At 72.7% G+C, this 20,681-nt stretch carries 20 protein-coding genes; 6 read left to right on the top strand and 14 right to left on the bottom strand.

Annotation, left to right across the window (positions count from 1 at the left end):
• Positions 1 to 113: 113 nt before the first annotated feature.
• Both ACYVKZ_RS07170 and ACYVKZ_RS07165 read right to left on the bottom strand, forming a co-directional pair.
• Positions 114 to 920 carry a hypothetical protein gene (locus ACYVKZ_RS07170; protein WP_460991394.1) on the bottom strand — a complete coding sequence of 269 codons (807 nt, stop codon included), beginning with the start codon at positions 918 to 920 and terminating at the stop codon, positions 114 to 116.
• Entirely contained in the window at positions 917 to 1,981 is a 1,065-nt protein-coding gene (locus ACYVKZ_RS07165; RefSeq protein ID WP_460991392.1) for a Gfo/Idh/MocA family protein, read from the bottom strand. Before ACYVKZ_RS07165 ends, ACYVKZ_RS07170 begins: the two co-directional genes overlap by 4 nt.
• Positions 1,982 to 2,133: 152 nt before the next feature.
• Between ACYVKZ_RS07165 and ACYVKZ_RS07160 the strand changes: the two genes are divergently transcribed.
• Both ACYVKZ_RS07160 and ACYVKZ_RS07155 read left to right on the top strand, forming a co-directional pair.
• On the top strand, positions 2,134 to 3,351 hold the full coding sequence (locus ACYVKZ_RS07160; protein WP_460991390.1) for an ROK family transcriptional regulator: 1,218 nt from the start codon (positions 2,134 to 2,136) through the stop codon (positions 3,349 to 3,351).
• A 79-nt stretch (positions 3,352 to 3,430) separates the two neighbouring features.
• Positions 3,431 to 4,567 carry an acyl-CoA dehydrogenase family protein gene (locus ACYVKZ_RS07155; protein ID WP_460991388.1) on the top strand — a complete coding sequence of 379 codons (1,137 nt, stop codon included), beginning with the start codon at positions 3,431 to 3,433 and terminating at the stop codon, positions 4,565 to 4,567.
• An 800-nt stretch (positions 4,568 to 5,367) separates the two neighbouring features.
• Here ACYVKZ_RS07155 and ACYVKZ_RS07150 read toward each other — a convergent pair.
• From ACYVKZ_RS07150 to ACYVKZ_RS07135, 4 genes are all read right to left on the bottom strand, one after another.
• On the bottom strand, positions 5,368 to 5,919 hold the full coding sequence (locus ACYVKZ_RS07150; RefSeq protein ID WP_460991387.1) for an RNA polymerase sigma factor: 552 nt from the start codon (positions 5,917 to 5,919) through the stop codon (positions 5,368 to 5,370).
• 169 nt (positions 5,920 to 6,088) lie between these two features.
• On the bottom strand, positions 6,089 to 6,787 hold the full coding sequence (locus ACYVKZ_RS07145) for a protein tyrosine phosphatase (protein ID WP_460991386.1): 699 nt from the start codon (positions 6,785 to 6,787) through the stop codon (positions 6,089 to 6,091).
• 160 nt (positions 6,788 to 6,947) lie between these two features.
• Positions 6,948 to 7,394 carry a hypothetical protein gene (locus tag ACYVKZ_RS07140; protein ID WP_460991384.1) on the bottom strand — a complete coding sequence of 149 codons (447 nt, stop codon included), beginning with the start codon at positions 7,392 to 7,394 and terminating at the stop codon, positions 6,948 to 6,950.
• 68 nt (positions 7,395 to 7,462) lie between these two features.
• A complete protein-coding gene (locus ACYVKZ_RS07135; protein WP_460991383.1) occupies positions 7,463 to 8,101 on the bottom strand; it encodes a class I SAM-dependent methyltransferase in 639 nt (212 codons plus the stop codon).
• A gap of 120 nt (positions 8,102 to 8,221) precedes the next feature.
• On the opposite strand from ACYVKZ_RS07135, the gene ACYVKZ_RS07130 reads away from it, so the two are divergent.
• A complete protein-coding gene (locus tag ACYVKZ_RS07130; RefSeq protein ID WP_447420950.1) occupies positions 8,222 to 8,410 on the top strand; it encodes a DUF1918 domain-containing protein in 189 nt (62 codons plus the stop codon).
• Positions 8,411 to 8,412: 2 nt separating this feature from the next.
• A complete protein-coding gene (locus ACYVKZ_RS07125) occupies positions 8,413 to 9,507 on the top strand; it encodes a baeRF2 domain-containing protein (RefSeq protein ID WP_460991382.1) in 1,095 nt (364 codons plus the stop codon).
• 4 nt (positions 9,508 to 9,511) lie between these two features.
• On the opposite strand, the gene ACYVKZ_RS07120 is transcribed toward ACYVKZ_RS07125, so the two are convergent.
• Positions 9,512 to 10,252 (bottom strand): DsbA family oxidoreductase, encoded by a 741-nt coding sequence (locus ACYVKZ_RS07120; protein WP_460991381.1) that lies wholly within the window; start codon positions 10,250 to 10,252, stop codon positions 9,512 to 9,514.
• Between the two features lie 143 nt (positions 10,253 to 10,395).
• Here ACYVKZ_RS07120 and ACYVKZ_RS07115 point away from each other — a divergent pair, with 143 nt between their 5' ends.
• On the top strand, positions 10,396 to 10,890 hold the full coding sequence (locus ACYVKZ_RS07115; protein WP_460991379.1) for a hypothetical protein: 495 nt from the start codon (positions 10,396 to 10,398) through the stop codon (positions 10,888 to 10,890).
• Positions 10,891 to 11,052: 162 nt separating this feature from the next.
• Here the strand turns inward: ACYVKZ_RS07115 and aceB are convergent, their stop codons facing one another.
• The gene (gene aceB, locus ACYVKZ_RS07110) at positions 11,053 to 12,735 is read right to left on the bottom strand and encodes a malate synthase A (RefSeq protein WP_460991377.1); all 1,683 of its coding nucleotides are present in this window, start codon (positions 12,733 to 12,735) and stop codon (positions 11,053 to 11,055) included.
• A gap of 74 nt (positions 12,736 to 12,809) precedes the next feature.
• Entirely contained in the window at positions 12,810 to 14,144 is a 1,335-nt protein-coding gene (gene aceA / locus ACYVKZ_RS07105; RefSeq protein ID WP_460991376.1) for an isocitrate lyase, read from the bottom strand.
• Between the two features lie 123 nt (positions 14,145 to 14,267).
• Between aceA and ACYVKZ_RS07100 the strand changes: the two genes are divergently transcribed.
• On the top strand, positions 14,268 to 15,776 hold the full coding sequence (locus ACYVKZ_RS07100) for a helix-turn-helix domain-containing protein (protein ID WP_460991374.1): 1,509 nt from the start codon (positions 14,268 to 14,270) through the stop codon (positions 15,774 to 15,776).
• Here the strand turns inward: ACYVKZ_RS07100 and ACYVKZ_RS07095 are convergent.
• The 5 genes from ACYVKZ_RS07095 to ACYVKZ_RS07075 form a co-directional block, all read right to left on the bottom strand.
• Complete coding sequence (locus ACYVKZ_RS07095; RefSeq protein WP_460991373.1) at positions 15,773 to 15,970, bottom strand: hypothetical protein; 198 nt, start codon at positions 15,968 to 15,970, stop codon at positions 15,773 to 15,775. The two genes, ACYVKZ_RS07100 and ACYVKZ_RS07095, sit on opposite strands and share 4 nt — an antisense overlap.
• Positions 15,971 to 16,162: 192 nt before the next feature.
• A complete protein-coding gene (locus ACYVKZ_RS07090) occupies positions 16,163 to 17,143 on the bottom strand; it encodes a S53 family peptidase (protein ID WP_460991372.1) in 981 nt (326 codons plus the stop codon).
• Between the two features lie 308 nt (positions 17,144 to 17,451).
• On the bottom strand, positions 17,452 to 18,468 hold the full coding sequence (locus ACYVKZ_RS07085; RefSeq protein ID WP_460991370.1) for a TAXI family TRAP transporter solute-binding subunit: 1,017 nt from the start codon (positions 18,466 to 18,468) through the stop codon (positions 17,452 to 17,454).
• Entirely contained in the window at positions 18,461 to 19,978 is a 1,518-nt protein-coding gene (locus ACYVKZ_RS07080; protein ID WP_460991368.1) for a sensor histidine kinase, read from the bottom strand. The genes ACYVKZ_RS07085 and ACYVKZ_RS07080 overlap by 8 nt, the downstream gene beginning before the upstream one ends.
• On the bottom strand, positions 19,975 to 20,667 hold the full coding sequence (locus ACYVKZ_RS07075) for a response regulator transcription factor (RefSeq protein ID WP_460991367.1): 693 nt from the start codon (positions 20,665 to 20,667) through the stop codon (positions 19,975 to 19,977). Before ACYVKZ_RS07075 ends, ACYVKZ_RS07080 begins: the two co-directional genes overlap by 4 nt.
• Between the last annotated feature and the right edge of the window lie 14 nt (positions 20,668 to 20,681).

Genomic DNA, 20,681 nt, shown 5'->3' with positions numbered 1-20,681 from the left:
CTGCCGCGGCGGCGAGGCCGAGGAAGCCCCTGCGGGAGAACGTGGTGCGGGAAGCGGTCATGGCGTGTGTCCTTCGTCGTTGAGGTGCTCGGATGTGGTGGTCGAAACGGGAATCAGGGGTGGGCCGCGCCACCCGCTGGATGCGGCACGAGCGCGGCCGTGCGGTGGAACTCTGCGACGTCCCCGGAGGCTGGGCCTCCGGCGGCGAGGGCAATGGCCCGCCGCCAGCTGGCGCGGCGGGACGTCTCCCAGAGGGTCGGCAGCAGCCGCTCGCCGTCCGGGCCGACGATCCTGGTCTCGGAGGGCGCGGCCGTGGCGGGGGACGGCACGTGGGCGGTGAGGCCGCCGTCCTCGGTCAGGAGGCGCAGGGACAGGGCCGCGGCCGCGGCGGCGCTGACGACGAGGGCGAGCGAGAGCGGGGCCCCGCCGTCAAGCCGGCCGGCGTAGTTCCGGCCGCCGGGGCCGGCGTGCAGCGCCCCGAGGGGGCCGAACGCGCCGAAGACCCGCCCGCAGGCCGTGAGCGCATCGAGGAGCGCCCCGTCGAGGAGGGCGGCGCCGGGCACAGTCACCCGGCACTCGGCCAGCACCGCGCGCCCGCGCAGCGGCCCCGCCGCCTCGGCTGCGGCGGCCACCCCGGGATTGGAGGCGAACTCCCAGGCGATCACCGCCCGTCCGGCGCCGTCGTCCGGGAGCTGCGTGCCGTCGTCGTGCGCCGTGGGCGGGCCGACGACGACGGCGAGGGCGCCGGCGGCGAGCAGCTCGCCGGCGCGCCGGGCCCATCCGGGCGACCCGGCGACGGCCGCGAGCTGCGGCGCCGCGTCCGAGTCGGCGGGGGCGAGCGAGAGCGGGAGCGAGGCGGCGATCTCGGCGAGACCGGGGGCAGAGGCCTCGCTGACCGTGAACGTGGGGTGCGGGCTCATGCTGCGGCCTCCGTGACGTGGGAGCGGGTGCCGTCGACGATCGCGAGGGCGAAGCGGAGGTCGTCGATGAGGCCAGAGGCCTCCGGGGCGCGCTCCGCGCCCGCCACGATGCCGGCGATCCGCCGCCACTCGCCCTCGTAGCCGTTGTGCCCGAACGGCCCGGCGGTCTTGGTGCGGCCCCCGGCGGTGAGCTCGGCGACCGCGGAGCCGGCCTGGACGTACGAGGGCGTGAACGTGACCGTGAGCGCCGAGTCGGGCCCCACGGCCTCGAAGGTCCAGTCCGGCTTCCAGATGGACGTCATCGCGGCGGTGAGCTCGATGGTCCGGCCCCCGGCGCGCACGAGGATGACGTAGCCGAACGGCCGCACGATCTCGGCGCGCAGGACCTCGAGGTCCGTGAAGTCCGGCACGAAGCGGCGCACGAGGGGTAGGTCGTGGATTGCGAGGCCCAGGACGCCGCCCTCGAGCATCGCGGCGACGACGGCGGGGTCGCCCAGGTCCCGGTCGGGGGCGGCGGGGCGGGCGATCACCTCGGTCGCGAAGTCCTCGAAACGGGCGTTCGGGGGCAGCACGATCGAGGACCGCAGCGTGTGCGCGGTCCTGGGCAGATCGCCCATGAGCTCCTCGGCGGCGAGCCAGCCGGGGTCGAAGGTGTGCATCGCGCCGACGAGGATCGGCACGCCGGTCTCGGCGGAGACGGCGGCGATCTCGGCCGCCTCCTCGGCGGAGACGGCGAACGGCTTCTCGCACAGTACGGCCTTCTTGCCCGCGCGGCACGCGGCGATGACCTGGGCGGCGTGGAACTGGTGCGGGCTGCAGATCGCGACCACGTCGACGGCGGGATCGCCGAGCAGTGCGTCCATGGAGGCCGACGGCGCCGCGCCGGCCCTGGCCGCGACGGCCGACGCCACCGCGGCGTCCACGTCCATGACGTGGGCAACATGGAAGGCCTCGCCCAGCCGGGCAAGGCTCGGGAGGTGGATGGCCTGGGTGACGGGGCCCGCGCCGAGGAAGCCGACGCCGATCGAGGGGGATCCGGCGGCCTCTGCGGGCTGTTGCATCTGGAGCTCCTCGACGCTGGGCTGGCAGTCACTGTGAGCTGCCTCACTCGGAGCCTAGGAGCGCTTATGCCGAGCGTCAAGCAAAAGTCGCGACATCATCGACGCACTTTGGTGCAAGTGACATCCAGAAGGGGGCGTGCTATCACTGAGGCATGACGTCGCCACCCAGCGCCCAGCCCGCGGCCCCCGAGGCCGGCGGCAGCCTCGGCCGCGCCGGCGACCTCTTCCAGCTGCTGCGCGACGGCAGGCCGTGGACGCGGGCCGAGCTCGCCATGACCACGGGCCTCGCCCGCTCCACCGTGGCAGGCAAGGTGGACCTCCTCCTGGGCTCCGGCCTCGTGGTGTCCGTCGGCGAGGCCCTCTCGAGCGGCGGCCGGCCGCCGTCGCGCTTCGCGTTCCACCCGCAGGCGCGCACCGTCCTCGCGGTCGACGTCGGAGCGAGCCACGTGCGCGTGGCCCTCACCGACCTCAACGGCGGGGTGCTGGCCGAGCGGCGGGCCCAGATGCCGGTCGCCCAGGGGCCCGAGGCGGTGCTCGGCTACGTGGTCGACTCCGCGCGCAGGCTCCTCGCCGACAGCAAGCGCCCGCAGTCGCAGCTCGCCGGCGTGGGCATCGGGCTGCCGGGGCCCGTGGAGCACGCGACCGGGCGGCCGGTGAAGCCGCCGATCATGCCCGGCTGGGACGGGTTCGACGTGGTCGGGTTCGTCCAGCGCTCGCTGCCCGTGCCGGTCCTGGTCGACAACGACGTGAACATCATGGCCCTCGGCGAGCGGGCCGCGTTCTGGCCCGGGGTGGACGACCTGCTCTTCATCAAGGTGGCCACCGGCATCGGGTCCGGGATCATCTCGAGCGGCCAGCTCCAGCGCGGCGCCGACGGTACCGCGGGCGACCTCGGCCACGTCCGCGTGGCGCGCGGCGCCGACGTCGTCTGCCGCTGCGGCAACGTCGGGTGCCTCGAGGCGCTCGCGTCCGGAGCCGCCGTCGCCCGTTCCCTCGCCGCCCAGGGCGTCGAGGCGGCCACGGGGGCCGACGTCGTGGAGCTCGCCTCGCACGGCAGCATCGCCGCGGTCCAGGCGCTGCGGCAGGCCGGGCGGGACATCGGCGAGGTGCTCGCCACGTGCGTGAACCTGCTCAACCCGAGCGTGATCGTGATCGGAGGCTCGGTGGCCGCCGCGGGGGAACACGTCATGGCCGGCGTGCGCGAGGTGGTCTACCACCGCTCGCCGCCGCTCGCGACCACGAACCTGCGGATCGTCCTCTCCCGCGCGGGCGAGCGGGCCGCCGTCATGGGCGCGAGCCAGCTCGTATCCCAGCACGTCCTCTCCCCGGCCGGGGTCGAGGCCACGCTCGCCGCCGCGAGCGCCGGGTAGCGCCGCCTCGCCCGCCGCCGCAGGCGCGGCCGCGTGGCGAACCCGTGCTTTCCCCGCCCCGCGCGGCCATGATGGGCACATGTTCGAACTCACGGAGGACCAGCGGGCCCTCGTCGACACGGTCCGGGACTTCGCGGCGGACCGGCTCGCGCCGCATGCCCTCGCGTGGGACGCGGAGAAGCACTTCCCGGTCGACGTGCTGCGCGAGGCCGGCGAGCTGGGCCTGGGCGGGATCTACACCGGCGAGGAGCATGGCGGCTCGGCGCTGACCCGCTCGGATGCCGTGCTGATCTTCGAGGAGCTCGCCAAGGCCGATCCCACGATTGCCGCCTACATCTCGATCCACAACATGGTGGTCTGGATGGTCGACACCTTCGGCTCCCCGGAGCAGAAGGAGCAGTGGCTCCCGCGGCTGGTCACGATGGAGGCCCTCAGCAGCTACTGCCTCACCGAGCCCGGCGCCGGCTCGGACGCGGGCGCCCTCACCACGAAGGCCGTGCGCGAGGGCGGGGACTACGTGCTCAACGGCGTCAAGCAGTTCATCTCAGGTGCCGGCCACTCGGAGCTCTACCTCGTCATGGCCCGCACCGCGGACACCGGGCACGCCGGCATCACGGCGTTCCTCGTCCCCGCCGGCGCCCCGGGCCTGTCCTTCGGCGCGAATGAGAAGAAGATGGGCTGGAATGCCCAGCCCACCGCCCAGGTGGTCCTCCGGAACGTCCGCGTGCCCGAGTCCGCGCGGCTCGGCACCGAGGGCCAGGGCTTCGGCATCGCGATGAAGGGCCTCAACGGGGGGCGCCTCAACATTGCGGCCTGCTCGCTCGGCGGCGGCCAGGCGGCACTCGAGAAGACCATCGCGTACTTGAAGGAGCGCACGGCGTTCGGCGAGCGGCTGGCGGACCTGGAGGTCCTCCGGTTCGCCGTCGCGGACATGGCGATGGAGCTCGACGCCGGCCGCGCCCTGCTGCGGGTCGCCGCCGACGCGCTGGACCGCGGCGCCCCGGACGCCCTGCGCCTGTGCGCGACCGCCAAGCGGGTGTGCACCGACGCCGGGTACCGGGTGGCAGACCAGGCCATCCAGCTCCACGGCGGCTACGGGTACCTCCACGAGTACGGCATCGAGAAGATCGCCCGGGACCTGCGCGTGCACCAGATCCTCGAGGGATCGAACGAGATCATGCGCCTGATCGTCGGCCGGCAGCTGCTCGAGGGCTGAGCCGAGCGTCCCTCGAAGGGGCGCGGGCGGGAGGCTCGTCTGCGTGGCCTCGTGGAGACATCAGGGCCGTTGCCGGGAAGGCACGCTCGCCTCCCCTCCCAGTCCCGGGGGCGCGCTCACGCGCTCGGTCGGCCTGGGCGCGGCCGTCGGCGCGGGGTGCCGGGCGGGCGGTGCGGAGGGCTGCTCGGGGGGCGCTGTGACGGGCCGAGGCGGGAGCGTGTACTGCGCGCCGGGGATCCTTCCGTGGGCAGGGACGGCGGGCGGCGCGGGCGTCCCGTCCGTGGGCTGGGCGGCGGGCGGGCTGGCGGTGGGGGAGCCGGCCGTCGCGGGAGCCGGAGACGGCGGCACGTCAGACGGCGACGGAAGCGAGGCGTCCTGGGAGGGGGCGTGGCCTGGGCCAGGCGTGCCGGGGGCCTCGGGCCCCGTTCCGGTGAGAGTTCCGATGATCGCGGACATCGCTTTGCCGGCAGCCTGGCGGAACCCTTCATCGGCCGCCGCCGCGGCTGCTCCGGCCCCGCCGATGCAGACGGCGGTCAGAGCCGCGACTGCGGCTCTGCGGCGCCGGGACGCGGGGCGCCGGCGGGCCCGGCGCCGATGGTCCCGATCGGCTCCGCGGAGGAGCGCAGCGAGCTCGGGCGAGGGGGCAAAGGGCTCGCCGCCCCCGACGGCTGCCAACTCGGCCAGGGCAGGGACCAGAGGGTCTCCGGGGCGCGCCTCGATGCCGGATTCGGCAAGCAGGGCGTCGAACCGGTTCGGCCGTCCGGACATGCTCGGTTCCTGGTGATGGTGGTCCTCGGCGCTCATGGCGTGGCCTCCTCTTCGCTGTCGAGGCGATTGCGCAGTGCCAGCAGGGCACGGCGCTGGAGCTGTTTGACGGCCCCGGTACTGCGCTGGGTGATGGCGGCCGTCTGCTCCAGGGACAGGTCGGCAATGACCCGCAGGGCAATGACCTCGCGCTGGTCCGGGCTGAGCTCCTCGATCAGGCCGAGGATTCCCGTTCCTCGGCCCAGGACCACATCCTCGGCCGAGGGAGCCGACCGCGGCTCGCTGTCGGGGTGGTAGGCAGCCATAGCCGGCGTGCGGGCCCGCTCACGGTAGTGGTCCACCGTCCTGGCGTGGGCGATCGTGAACACCAGCGTCTTCAGCCCGGCGCGCCCACCCCTGACGGTGCCGATCCGGGGGTACAGGGCCATGAACACGTCATGGGCGACGGCTTCTGGATCGGGCACCCCGCGCGAACGCAGGTACCCCCGCACCGCAGGGGCGAGCTCGCGGTACGCCTCCGAGAACAGCGATTCCCCGTCCTGAGCGTCCCGGTCCTCGGGGGCGTCTCTGACCCTGACTGAGCGCACCAACCACCCCTGTCTTCACTGCGCGTGCCCGGTCGGGATACCGGCCGTGGCCCGGTTCCGGCGCCCGGCCGGGACCACCGTATCGAGGGCGCCGGCGGATCGCCGGCCGCCCCGCCGATCCGCCGCACCCCGGCGCGTCGGACCAGCCGGGCATCGACAGTCGACGTGCCTACGGGCGGCCGCCGGTGGACGGCTTGTGCGCGGTGCCCGCGCTCGCCTGGGACGGCAGTGCCGGAGCCGGTGCAACGGCCTGCCCTGCGGTGGTACCGCCCGAGAGGGCGGGCGCGTGTGCCTGGCCGGCGGCGGCCTGGGCCGGAGCGACGGGCACGGAGGCCGGAACGTGTGCAGCGGCCTGGCCCGGCAGCGACGTCGGAACGTGGACCGATGCCTGGCCCGGGGCGGCTACCGCTGCGCAGTAGTCCACGATGCCCGAGGCCCCGCCGGCGGCGGCGGCCAAGGAGGCGTAGGCCTGGGAGGAGGAGTCCAGTCCTCCATGGGCGTAGGCGGTGCACAGCCCGAACGCCGCCGGCCCGGAGGCGTCGGGGCCGGCCGCAGTCGCGCTCGGGCTCGAGGATGCGGCCGCGGACGGCTCGGCCGTCGCGGTGGCCTCAGAGGTGGCGGTCTCGGAAGCGGCAGCCGTCTCGGTCGGGTCGGCAGTCTCCGTGGCGCCGGCCGTGGCTGCTGCCGTGCCGCTCGCCGCAGCATCGGAGGGGGCCGGCGCGCCGATGAGGGCGTGGGCGGTCTGCTGCGCCGGTGCCGGCAGGGAGCCGGTGTAGGCGGCGGCCGCGGTGCCCCCGACGGCCAGGGCGCCGGCAGCGAGGGCCCCGGCGGTGATCTTGCTGGTGACCAGCGCAGTGAAGAGCGACATGGAACCCTCCGGAGGAGACGGCGTGGAAGGCCGGGCAGGACCTCCCTGCGCGGCCGCGGCGGGAGCCTTGCCAGCACCTGCCTGCGGCCGCTCTATCGTCGGAAGGGTCCAAAAGGTTACGCCCCCGGCCGAAGTTTTTTTCGGGGCGTTTGCCGGCGCTCTAGCCTGCGACCCCCAGGACTCTGAGGCCCAGGACCCCGAGCCAGACCAGGCCCGCGACCTTGAGGAGTTCGAGGCCCACGTAGGTGAGGTGCAGCAGGTGCCGGGGCATGCTGCCGCTCAGGTTTCCACCGGTCACCCGGCGGTCCATCCGCGGCCGGAGCCACGCGACGTCGAGCGCGATGATCACCGCGAGCGCGACGCCGAGCGTCCACCCCGCGGCCGAGGAGGCCGTCCCGCCGAGCGCCAGCGCGAGGAGCACGGCGGCGGCGAGCACGCACTCGACGACGTTGAGCGCCCTGAACACAAGCCTGCCGATCCCCACGCCGAGCTCGATCGTGATGCCCGGTGCGCGGAACTTGAGCGGTGCCTCGATGAAGGAGATCGCCAGGACCATGCCCAGCCATACAAACGCCGCCGCCACCAGGACGGCTGTCGCCACAGCCATGCGCCATTCACCTCGGAGGTCGAGAAGGATCATTCCCCTCGAGCCTAAATCAGCATCATGTATGCGTGTTAATCGCCGGGGTGGCGTCTTGCCTTGAGGATCGCGTCGGTGAGGACGGCCCTCTGTCCCTCGGGGCCGGTCGCCTCGCGGCCCTCGGACGTGCTCGTCTCGATCGCCCAGACGTCGGAGCGGAGGCCCAGCGAGGCGGCGAGCTCCTCCGCGGAGGGCATGTGCTCGTCGTGCGGGTGGCGCGACCACGGCGGGAAGGCCGTGTGCCCCACCACGAAGAGCAGGCCGCCCGGCGCGACCGCGCGCGTCGCCGCGAGCAGCACGCGCTCGCGGGGGAACTCGACGGGGGAGTGGAGGAAGGAGGCCGTCACGAGGTCGTAGGCTTCCTCCGGCTCCCACTCGGCGAGGTCGCGCGCGAGCCAGGTGATCCGGTCGGCGACGCCGGCCTCCTCAGCGTGCTCGGCGGCGCGGCCGAGGGCGACTGCCGAGACGTCGACCCCGGTGACAGTCCACCCCCGCTCGGCAAGCCAGATGGCGTCGGCACCCTCGCCGCAGCCGAGGTCGATCGCCCTGCCTGGCGCCACGGCGCCCACCTCGCGCACGAGGGCGCCGTTGGGCTTCCCGCTCCACACCCGCTGGCGCTCTGCATAGAACTCGTCCCAGAATTCCGAGGGACCGGGCCTGTGTTCGCTCTCCATTCCTCACTCCTATCCGCCCCCGCGCCGGCGCGCAAGGGGCCTTCCGCGGCAGAAGGGTCTCTCGGCCCTTCCTCGCCCTCCAGTGCGCTCCGTACCCTTCCGGGAAGGAGGTGATCCGCCGTGAACGCAGTGCAAGGGGATCGGATCGTCATCCGTGGCCGGACCGTGGAATCGAAGGACCGGCACGGGGAAATCATCGAAGTCAGAGGCGCCAACGGCGAGCCGCCGTACCTCGTCCGTTTCGACGATGGCCACGAGACCGTGGTCTTCCCGGGCGGCGACTTCTCGGTCGAGAAGGTGGGTGGGTGACGATGCTGTCTTTGAAGAGCCTCGCCGAGACGCTCCGCGAGCCCGGCCCCTGGTGCACCGTCCACGCGGAGGTCAGCACCGGGACGGTGGCCACTCACGAGGCCACCGAGGTCCTCGCGAACAACGTCTCACGTGCGGTCACCGAGGCCGGCGGCTCGGACGCCGACGCGCGGACGGCTGAGCAGCTTCAGTGGGCAGCCATCGGTGAGCCCGGGCCGGTCTCGCGGTTCGTGCTCATCCGCAACGGCCAGGTCGTGGTCAACGAGCTGCTCCCGGGCGCCCCCGGGCGTCCCGCCGTCGAGGTCGGCCCGATCCCCGATCTGCTGCCGCTCGCCGAGGTCCAGAACACCGATGTCGAGTACCTGCTCGTGCAGGCGGAGCGCGCGGATGCGGAGATCGGGCGGTACCGGGCTTCCGCCCATGGCGCCATGGCCAGCGAGGAGCTCCACGGCGACACCGAGAACCTCACCAAGGTCCCCCTCGGTGGCTACTCCCAGGGCAAGTACCAGCACCGCACCGAGGAGGTCTGGCGGCGCAACGGCGCCGACGTCGCTGCCGAGGTCAACCGCCTCGTCGAGGAGGGCGGGGTGCAGCTGGTGGTCCTGGCAGGCGACGAGCGCGCGCGTCTCATGGTGCGGGATGCGCTGAGCGAGCGGGCGGCCGGCCTTGCCCAGACTGTGGACATGAACTCCTCCGCCCCCGGGGCGGACCAGGAGCGGTTCGCCGAGGAGGTCGACGCCGTGGTCGCCGAGGCGGCAGGCCGCCGGGCGCAGGACGCGCTCACGCGGGTGGCCGACGGGATCGGGCGCAGCTCGGCCGGCGGCTGGGCGGAGACCGTCAACGCGCTCCGCGAGGCCCGGGTCGGCACGCTGGTCCTGTGCCCGGAGGAGATCCAGGGCCGGAGCCTGCTCGCGCTGGGTGCCGAACCGTGGGTCGCCGAGTCGGAGGACGCAGCGGTGGGCGCGCCGCCGCTGGGCCAGGCCGATGCGGCAGCCGCCCTCGTCCGCGCGGCCGTCCTGACCAACGCGGACACCGTCCTCGTGCCTTCCGGCGCGCTCGACGGCGGGTCCGCCGCCGCTGCGCTCCTGCGCTGGTAGGGGCCTACGCGCAGCCGTCCGGGCCGCACGCCGCGCCGTCGAGCCCCTCGCCGTCCGCGCCCGGCGCGGCGGGGCTGACCATCACGAGGGGATTCGCCTCGCGCCACGCCGTCTCGAGCGCCTGCGCGAACAGCTCGGGCGGCTGGGCGCCGGAGACGCCGTACTTGCTGTCGAGGACGAAGAAGGGCACGCCCTGGATGCCGATCGCCTGGGCCTGGCGGATGTCCGCCGCCACCGAGTCGCGGTACGTCCCGGCGTCGAGCGCGGCGGTGATCTCGCCGACGTCGAGCCCGGCCGCCGTGCCGATCCGGACCAGCACCTCCCGGGAGCCGATGTCTTCCCCGTGCTCGAAGTGCGCCGAGAGCAGCGCCTCCTTCACGGCGTCGGCGGTTCCGCGGCCGCCTTCGGCGTCCTTGGCCTTGGCCAGGTGGAGCAGCTCGTGCCCCGACTGCGAATTGGCCACGACGATGCTGCCGAAGTCGTAGTGCAGCCCTTCCTCGGCGGCGACCTGGGTGACCTGGGCGAACATCTGGGCCACGCGGTCCGCGGGCATGCCCTTGCGCTCGGAGAGGTACTCGAGCTCGGTGCCGTCATAGTGCTCGGGGAGGGCCGGATCCAGCTGATAGCTGTGCCACGTCACGGTGACCTGGTCACGGTGGGGAAAGTCGGAGAGGGCCTTCTCGAAGCGGCGCTTGCCGATGAAGCACCACGGGCAGGCGATGTCGGACCAGATGTCAACGTTCATATCAGCTGCAAGCCCTCCACCGGCGCCCCTATTCCTGCCGGGCCGCCGGACTCTTGCGCACTTCTTCTACGAGATGTAGAAAGAAGGTGCCGGGCCCCCGGAATCCGCCGGGACTCCCGGTCCAGAGGGACGAGGTGGGAGCGATGACGACGCTCACCAGGAACTGGGCATTCCGGATCGCCGGGGGCGCGGGGCTCGTCGCCTTCGGGCTGTTCGCAGCGGTCTTCTTCGTCCCGCCGGATGTGGAGAAGGCCTGGGTCTACACGATCGGGTTCATGGTCGCCGTGCTCGCCGTGCTCCTCGCGGCCGCCTCCCGGCTCTCCGCGACGCACAGCAGGTTGGGCGTCAGGCCCCGCACCCGGCTCGGGTGGTGGGCGGTAGGGCTCGCCGCGGCCGGCCTCGTGTTCGCCGTCGCGCTGCCCGCAACGCTCCTTCAGCTCGCAGCCACGCTCGACGGTCCGATGGTGGCCGCGTCCAATGTCGTGGTCCTCGGCTTCCTCGCCGCGATCGCCGCGGGCGTCGTGGCCGCGATCGCCTGGTTCCGCCGCGCCGAGCGCTCCCTGCTCGTGCTGCTGACGATGCTCCCGGCGCTGTTCGCGCTCTACTTCCTCATCGGCGAGTTCGTCTTCCCGCACTAGCCCCGGAGGGGACGGGCGGACAAGGGTTGAGGGGCCGCCCTGCGCAGCACCACTACGCAGGGTGACCCCTCAACGGGTCTCCCGGTGCCCCCGCCCCCGTCCTTCGGGGTGCCTGTTGCGATTGAAGCGTGCGGGGTCCGGGAAGTCTTCGGACGGTGACGGCTAGACCGCCGCGAACTGACGCTCGGGCAGGCCGGCCTCGTACTCGTCCTCCTTGCCCGCCGTCTCGCACAGGTAGCGGGCGTAGGCGGGCATGGTCAGGAAGGTGGGGAACTCGGCGCCGAGGGCCACCTCGCCGAACAGCTCTCGGGCGTCGCGGAAGCGGTCGCCGTCGAAGCGCTCGAGCTTGTGGAACTCCTCATCGAGCAGCTCCTCGACCCACTCGCGGCTCACGATCTCGCCCTGGTCCGTGATGGCGCGGGCGTAGATCCACTGCCAGATCTGCGAGCGGGAGATCTCGGCCGTCGCCGCGTCCTCCATGAGGCCCTGGATCGCCACGGCGCCGTTGCCCCGCAGCCACGTCTCGATGTAGCGGATGCCCACCTCGATGCTGTTGCGGATGCCCTCCTCCGTGATCGTGCCGCGGCACGTGCTCAGGTCGATGAGGGCGCGGTCGTCCGGGATGACGTCCTCGCGGAGCCGGTCGAGCTGGTTGGGCTTCTCGCCGAGCACGCTGTCGAACGCGTCGCGCACCACCGAGACGAACTCCGGGTGCGCCACCCACGCGCCGTCGAACCCGTCCTCGGCGTCGCGCAGCTTGTCCGCGCGGGTCGCCAGGAGGGCCTCGGCGTTGGCCGCGGGGTCACGCCGGCTCGGGACGTACGCGGCCGGGCCGCCGATCGCCATGGCGCCGCGGCGGTGGCACGCCCGCACGAGCTGCTCGGTGTAGGCGCGCATGAACGGCTGGGCCATGGTCACCTGGTCCCGGTCCGGGAGCACGAAGCGCGGCCCGCGGGTCCGGAAGTTCTTGATGATGGAGAAGATGTAGTCCCACCGGCCGGCGTTGAGCCCGGCGGCGTGGTCGCGGAGCTCCCAGAGGATCTCCTCCATCTCGAATGCCGCCGTGATCGTCTCGATGAGCACGGTCGCCCGGATGGTGCCCTGCGGGATGCCGAGCAGGTCCTGGGCGAGGACGAACACGTCGTTCCACAGGCGTGCCTCGAGCCGGTTCTCGACCTTGGGCAGGTAGAAATACGGGCCGTGGCCGAGGGCGATGAGCCGGGCCGCGTTGTGGAAGAAGTACAGGCCGAAGTCCATGATGCCGCCGGCCACCGGCTTGCCGTCCACGAGCATGTTCTTCTCGGGCAGGTGCAGGCCGCGGGGACGCAGCACCGTGGTGGGCCGCTCCTCGAACGGCCTGAGCCGGTACTCCTTGCGGGTGGGGCCCTCGCCCATGGCGAAGTCGATTCCGCCGCGCAGCGCGTCCAGGAGGTTGATCTCGCCTTGGATGAGGTTGCGCCAGGACGGCGTGAGGGAGTCCTCCATGTCGGCCAGCCACACGTTGGCGCCCGAGTTGAGCGCGTTGACAGTCGACTTCCGGTCCACCGGCCCCGTGATCTCGACCCGGCGGTCCGTCAGGCCCGGCGCGGGCGGGGCGACCCGCCAGTTCGGGTCGTTGCGGATCTCCTCCGTCTCGCCCAGGAAGCGCGGATCGCGGCCGCGGGCGATCTCGGCGCGGCGCGCGTGGCGGGCCTCGAGGAGCTCCTGGCGGCGCTCGGCGGTGGCGCGGTGCAGGCGGGCGACGAACTCGAGGGCGTCCGGGGTGAGGATCTCCCGCTGCCGGGCGATGGGCTGGGCGGTGATCGTCACGCCGTTGATCGTGGTCTCAGTGCTGAAGCTGTTCATGGCGGTCTCCTGGTGGTGTACGACGGCGGTGGGCCGGCTACGCGTGCCGGCCCACCCGCCGTCGTCCGTGCCTGCTAGTGGAACTGGCCCTCTTCGGTGGATCCCACGAGGGCGAGGGTGCTGGCGTTCGGGTTCAGCGCCGTGGAGACCAGGTCGAAGTAGCCGGTGCCCACTTCGCGCTGGTGCTTGGTTGCGGTGTAGCCGCGGTCTTCGGAGTCGAACTCGCGCTCCTGGAGGTCGACGTACGCGCTCATGCCGTTGCGGGCGTAGCCGTGGGCGAGGTCGAACATCGAGTAGTTGAGGGCGTGGAAGCCCGCGAGGGTGATGAACTGGAACTTGAAGCCCATCGCGCCCAGCTCGCGCTGGAACTTGGCGATCGTGTCGTCGTCGAGGTGCTTCTTCCAGTTGAACGAGGGCGAGCAGTTGTACGCGAGCATCTGGTCCGGGAACTCGGCCTTGACTGCCTCGGCGAACTTGCGGGCCAGCGCCAGGTCCGGGGTCCCCGTCTCCATCCAGATGAGGTCGGAGTACGGGGCGTAGGCCTTGGCGCGGGCGATGCACGGCTCGACGCCGTTCTGGACCCGGTAGAAGCCCTCGGCCGTGCGCACCGGCTGTCCGCCTTCGCGGAGGATGAACTCCTGGTCGCGCTCGTCGACGTCCGTCGTGATGAGCGTCGCGGCCTCGGCGTCGGTGCGGGCGATGATCACGGTCGGGACCCCGGAGACGTCCGCGGCGAGGCGGGCGGCGTTGAGGGTGCGGATGTGCTGCTGGGTCGGGATGAGGACCTTGCCTCCGAGGTGGCCGCACTTCTTCTCGGACGCGAGCTGGTCCTCCCAGTGGACGCCCGCGGCGCCGGCCTGGATCATCGACTTCATCAGCTCGTACGCGTTCAGCGGGCCGCCGAAGCCGGCCTCGGCGTCGGCCACGATCGGGACCAGCCAGTCCTCGACGCTCTGCTTGCCCTCGGAGAACTCGATCTGGTCCGCGCGCTGCAGTGCGTTGTTGATGCGGCGCACCACGGCGGGGACGGAGTTGGCGGGGTAGAGCGACTGGTCCGGGTAGGTGTTGCCCGAGAGGTTCGCGTCCGCGGCGACCTGCCAGCCCGAGAGGTAGATGGCCTTGAGGCCGGCCTTGACCTGCTGGACGGCCTGGTTGCCGGTGAGGGCTCCGAGCGCATTGATGTAGCCCGTGCCGTCCTCGCGGCCGTCGGTCACGGCCTTCCACAGCTTCTCGGCGCCGCGGCGGGCCAGCGTGTGCTCCTCGGGGACACGGCCGCGGAGGCGGATGACGTCCTCGGCCGTGTAGTCGCGCTGGATGCCCTCCCAGCGGGAGTCGGCGGACCACTCGAGGGCGAGGGCCTCGGCCTGCTGCCCGAGGGTCTGGTTCTGGGGCTCGAACTCTGCGGTCATGGCGGGTCTCCTTCGACTCGGTGCCTGATGGCTTCTTCGTGAGAACAACTTTTCCGGGTCTGCAAGCCCTCGAACAGAGAAAAGTGCTGGAAAGAAACGCAGATCTTCACGTATTCTCAAGAAATGCCGCGTACGACGCCGTCCGCCCCCGCCCGCTCCTCGTGGAGCCGCCCCGCCGGGCCTCCTCCCGATGCCCAGAGCAGTGGGATCGACGTCATCAGCCTCGGGCGCAGGATCAGGCACCTGCGGAAGGCCGCGGGGCTCACGCTCGACGAGCTGGGGGCCGCCGCCGGCGCCGCGGCGAGCCAGCTGAGCCTCATCGAGAACGGCAAGCGCGAGCCGAAGCTGAGCCTCCTGACGCAGCTGGCGGGAGCCCTCGGCGTCGGCGTCGACGCCCTGCTCGGGACGGAGCCGCCCACCCGCCGGGCGGCCCTCGAGATCGAGCTCGAGCGCTACCAGCGCAGCCCCCTGTACGAGAACCTGAACCTGCCCAAGGTCCGCATCAGCTCGCGGCTGCCGCTCGATGTGCTCGAGTCCCAGCTCGGGCTGCTGCGCGAGCTGGAGCGGAAGCTGAACGAGCAGGTGGCCACGCCCGAGGAGGCACGCCGGGCGAACGGCGAACTGCGCCGGATGATGCGCGAGCGGGGCAACTACTTCCCCGAGTACGAGGCCGAGGCCCAGAAGGTCCTCGCCCAGGTGGGCTACACCTCGGGGCCGCTGAGCCAGCACACCATCTCCGACATCGCTACCCACCTCGGGTTCACGCTCTACCACGTGGGGGACCTGCCCCATTCGACCCGCAGCGTGACCGACCTGAAGAATCGCAGGATTTACCTCACCCACAACCAGCGCTCGGATCACGATCCCCGGTCCGTGCTGCTCCAGGCGCTCGGCCACTACGTCCTGGGCCACGAGACGCCGCGGTCCTATGGTGACTTCCTGGCCCAGCGGGTGGCGACGAACTACTTCGCCGCCGCGCTCCTGCTGCCGGAGCAGGCCACGGTCGACTTCCTGCAGCGGGCCAAGGCGGCCAAGGAGATCTCGGTCGACGACCTCCGTGACGCGTTCTCGGTGAGCTATGAAACCGCCGCCCACCGGTTCACGAACCTCGCGACCCAGCACTTGGGGCTCACGACCCACTTCCAGAAGACCCACCAGTCCGGCATCATCTACAAGGCCTACGAGAACGACGGCGTGAACTTCCCCATGGACCACACCGGGGCCATCGAGGGCCAGCCCTCCTGCCGGGCCTGGACGAGCCGTGCGGTGTTCGACGTGCCGGACAAGTTCAGCTCGTACAGCCAGTACACCGACACGGTGACCGGGACCTTCTGGTGCACGGCCAGGACGGAGAGGAGCGCGAGCGGTGAGTTCTCGCTCAGCATCGGCGTCCCGTACCACCACGTGAAGTGGTTCCGCGGGCGGGAGACGACGGCGCGGGCGGTCTCACGCTGCCCCGATCCCGACTGCTGCCGCAGGCCGCCGGCCGAGCTCAGCGAGCACTGGGCCGGGAATGCCTGGCCGTCGGCCCGGGCCCACTCGCACCTGCTCGCGGCCATGCCGCCCGGCGCGTTCCCCGGCGTCGACGAGACCGAGGTCTATTCATTCCTCGAGGCGCACTCGGGCAGCTAGCCGGGGAAGGGCGCGGCCGGGATGTCGGGCCTGCCGTCGTGGTCCTGGTCCCCGTAGGCCCGCATCGCGATGCGCTCGGCGAGCTCCTCGTTCATCTCATAGGGCGGGACCTGGCGGAACGCATGGACCTCCCGCTTGGGGCGCCCCTTCGCAGCGGGCTGCGGGACTGCGTTCTCGGTGGCGGTGCTCTCCATGGCCGTGCTCTCGACGGCTGCGCCCCCCGCGCCGACCGTGGGTTCCTGCGCAGCAGGTCCATGCTTTTTGAAAAGGCCCATGATGTCCTCCCCGGCGACGGTGGTGTGAATCAACTCGCCTTTTCACCATACGCCCAAAGCTTGGGGATCTCAGGAAGCCAACTGTGCGTTGGACGGTCTGGCGGCGGCGGTTCAGAAGCCGCCTACGCCGTTGGGCGTCCCGAGGCCGGTGGGGCCGTCCCAGCCTGTTCCTGCCGTGCACCACTGGGCCGGCGAACACGCGCCGTTCGAACCCGTCATCACGTCGAAGAGGCTTGAGGTGTTGGAGTACGGGATCCAGTTGGCGGGCGTGGAGACAGAGCCGGTGTTGCCGCTGAGCGCGAAGACCGAGGCGATGATCGGCGAGGCCTCGCTCGTGCCGCCCAGCTGGCTCCACGTCGACTTGGCAGCCGAGGTCGGGTAGTAGACGGCGAGGCCGCCATTGGTCGGGTCAGACACGGCGGAGACATCGTTCATGGCGCGCCCCGCGCACCCGGTGTTGACGGCAGACGCCGGCGGCAGGGCCGCGTTGAGGCTCGAGCAGCCGGAACCCGTGCCCTTCCAGGCCGTCTCGCTCCAGCCCCTGGGGTTGGCGGCCTGCACGAGCGAGGTCCCGCCGACCCCGACGGCGTAGCTCGAGGACGCCGGGTAGTAGGCGCCGTTGTAGCCCCAGTCGCCGGCGCTTGCCGTGACGGCAACGCCGGGATGGCTGTAGTACTTCCCGTAGGTCGAGTCGGGCGCGTCGTAGAACGCGTAGGAATTGGAGATGGCAACGACTCCGGGCATCTGCGCAGCGGTCTGGACGGCGGTGCCGAGGGCAGTGAGGCTTTGTGCGCTAGCCTGGAACACCGCGATCCTGCAGTCCGGGCATGCCGCGGAGACAGCGTCCACGTCGAGGGCCTGCTCCTGCGCCCACCCGAGGTCGAAGCGGGGCAGCTTCGGACCGCCGGATTGATTCCGGATCGTCAGGCAGCCGTTCGCCGTCGAGCATTCGGGCAGCCCGAACTGCTTCCGGTACACCGCGAGGTCCCGCTCCAGGTTCGGATAGCCGTACGCGTCCACAATGGCCACGGTCCGGCCGCCGCTCGCGGTGCCGTCGAGGCCGTAGATGTCCTTCAGCTGTGAAGGGACCAACGCCGTTGACGGTGGCCCGGAGGCACTCGTAATGGGCATCCCGGCCCGGTCCAGTGCCTGGCGGGCCGTGCAGCCGGCCTCGTAGGATCCGTTCCGGGGCGCCGGGCAGACCGGGCGCGAATGATCAGGTGCAGGAGGCGCCCCGGGTGCGCTCCAGACGGGTGACGCGGCCGCGCCGGCGAGGAGCAGGCCTGTGAGCAGCGACGCGACGATCTTCCTCATGAGGGACCCCTTCCAGGCGACGAGACGGGTCTACCAGACGCCCAAAAGGGGGCGCTAGGGTCCGCGGCCGGGAATGCCCGGCGCCCTCAGCCGTGGAAGGTCCGGTAGGCGTCCTCGGCGCCCGGGTGCAGGGGCACTCCCGCGGTGCTGATGAGCGTCTCGGGGCTGAGGTACTGGACCCCTCGGCTCGCCGCCGGGACCAGCTCGGCCGAGTGCTCGAGCAGCAGCCCGACGGCGGCGCGGGCCACGTCCGCGGACAGGTCCTCACGGCACAGGAGGAGGTTCGCGACGCCGACGGTCCAGGTTGCCGGGACCCCCGCGTAGCTGTCCTCCCGGATGAGCACCCGGTCGTAGAACGCCCCGAACCGGGACCGCAGTGCCGGGAGGAGCTCGGACAGGTCAAGCAGCCGCACCCTCGTCGCCCCTGCGAAGGCCGTGATGGCCGCCGTGGGCACACCGCCGGACCAGAAGAGCGCCTCGACCGCGCCATCATGCAGTGCGGCCAGGCCCTGGTTGAGGCCGAGCCCCACGGCGGCGACGGTCCGCGGAGGGAGCGGATCCGGCCGGTGCGCCGCGGAGGAGGGGGCCGTGGCGAGCCCCGCGGCCGCGAGGAGCCTGGCGGCCGTGAGGGACGTGCCGGAGCGGGGGTCGCCCACGGCCACGGTCCGGCCCGCGAGGTCGGCGGGGACCGTGATGCCGCTGTCCGCGCGGACCATGCAGTGCAGGTAGTTCTCGTACACCTTCCCGAGCGCGAGCATCCGCTGGGTGCGGAGGCGGTCGGCCGCGGCATCCGAGAGGGCGATCGCGAGTGTCGCCCCGCCGCTGGCCAGACGGTCCATGTTGTCGAGGCTCCCGCCGGTCTCGAGGGCGGAGGCCGTCCGGGCGACGCCGTGCCGCTGGAGGGAGGCCGCCAAGAGGGTTGCGAACTCGAGGTAGAAGCCGCCCTGCTCCCCGCCGGCCACCCTGAGGGCCTCGGCGGGCGGCCCGGGTGCGCAGGCGGCCGCCGCGGGCAGGGCCAGACCCGCGAGCCCGGCGGCCAGGCCGGCCCGCAGCACCGTCCGCCGGGTCGCCGGGAGACCGGCGGGGGAGGGGCGTTCAGCCATGGACGTCCTCCCCGTCGCCCGCCGTGGCATCGCTCGCATCCGCGGGGCCGCCGGCGCCGCCGGCGCCCGGGTGCGGGAGGGCGCCGTCGTGCGCGGCGGCCGCTACCGCGGGGAACTCCACCCGGGCCACGAGGCCGCGAGGGCTGCCCGCCGCGAGGACCAGCCGCCCGCTGTTCGCCTCGGCCAGCTGCTCGACGATGGCCAGGCCCAGCCCGGTGCCGCGGGAGCCGCTGTGCTCGGGCGAGCGCCAGAAGCGGGTCGTCGAGGCCGCGCGCTCCTCGGCGGTGAGGCCGGGGCCGTCGTCGGCCACCTCCACCGCCACCGCACCGCCCCGTAGGACTGCCCCGGCGGTGATCCTGGCACCCGGCGCGCCGGCGTACTTGATCGCGTTCTCGAGCAGCTCCCCGACCATGTCCGCCAGGTCGGAACGGTTGCAGGCGAGCCTCAGCGGCGCAGCCGGCGCCTCGGCGAGCTCCAGCCGGGCGCCGCTGCGGAGGGCCCCGGGGGCGGCGCGCTCCACGGCGTCCTGCAGCACCGGCCACGGGTCGAGCACCTCGGCGCGCTGTCCCATCGCCGGCCCCGCGCCGCCCCCGATCGAGCCCTCGCGGACCCGGTGCTCCGCAGAGGCCAGGCGCAGCATGCCGTCCAGGATGTCCTCGACGTGCTCGAGCTCCCGCGTCACCCCCGCCGCGGCCTCCCGCTGGGCCGGGGTGTCCAGCTCGAGGGCCAGGAGGTCGATCCTCAGCCGCAGCGCCCCGATCGGGTTGCGCAGCTGGTGGGAGGCATCCGCGATGAGCTGGCGCTGCGCCTGCATGGACGCGCCCACGTGCTCGGCCATCGCGGAGAAGGCCCTGCTCAGCCGCTGCAGCTCCGGCGGCCCGTCCTCGCGCAGCCGCGTGGCCCGCGCGGACTCCTCGAACGCGATCACGGCGGCGGTGAGCCGGTGGACGGGGCGCAGGACCCAGCCCGTGAGCCGCCCGGCGCCCGCGAGCAGCAGCGCCCACACCGCGATGGACCCGAACGCGACAAGGAGCCAGCGCTCCCGCAGCTTCTGTTCGGCGGCGGCCAGATCGACGTCGAGCACCGCCTCGCCGAGCACCTGGCTCGCCGTGCCGTAGGAGCGGGCGATCACCTCGGAAGCGGGGCCGAACGGCTGGACCGGCTCGAGGGCGGTGTCGCTGAGGTTGAGCTGGGCGCGGGCGGCAGCCTCCCGGACGTCCGGGCGGTCGGCGCTGAGGCCGCCGGAGGTGAGCGTGGCCTGCGGGGTACGGACCACGATCCCCTCGCCGTACAGGGACGAATAGCGGTCCATCTCGCGCTGGAGCTGGGCGGTGTCACCGCTGGAGGCGGCATCGTCCGCGACCTGCGCGAAGCGGTTGAGGGCAGCCACCCGATTGATCTGCAGCTCCTGGGTGAGCTCCCGGCCGACCGAGGCGAGGATCGAGGCGGAGACCGCGACGACGATGAGCACCGAGAACAGGCTCAGGACGCCCAGGACGCGCAGCCTCACCGGCGGCCGCCGCCGGAGGGGGCGCGTGCCGGGCCCTCGACGCGGTACCCCACACCGCGGACGTTGATGATGAAGCCAGGCAGCATGAGCTTGGACCGCAGCCCCGTCAGGTGCACGTCCAGCGACCGGGACGAGGTCACGAAGGCGTCGCCCCAGAGCGTGTCGAGGATCTGCTCCCGCGTGACCACCGAGCCGGCGTGCCTGGCGAGCAGGGCGAGCAGCTCATACTCCGTGGCGGTGAGGTTCAGGGCGCGGGGGCCGACGGCGGCGACCCGCCGATCGAGGTCGATGCTGACCTCGCCGAGCTCGATCCGGTGCGGCTCCGAACCCCCTCCGCGGGCGACGCGCCGGGCCACGGCCTCGATCCGGGCCAGGAGCTCGACGAGCTTGACCGGCTTGACCAGGTAGTCGTCCGCCCCGGAGCGGAGCCCGAGGACCACGCTGCGCTCGTCGTCCCGGGCGGTCAGGATCAGCAGCGGCACCTCGGTGACCTGGCGCAGCTTGCGCAGCACGTCGAGGCCGTCCATATCGGGCAGGCCGAGGTCCAGCAGGATCGCGTCGTGCTCCCGGTGCACGAGGAGCGCGTCCGCCCCGCGGCCGACCCGGGCTGCGTCGTGGCCCGCCGAGCGGACGGAGGCCAGCAGCGCGGAGGCCATCGCGTCGTCGTCCTCGACGATGAGCACTCGCATCCGGTCCCTCCACT

This window comes from Sinomonas soli (genome assembly GCF_054782415.1).
This window is presented reverse-complemented; position numbering and strand designations above follow the sequence as displayed.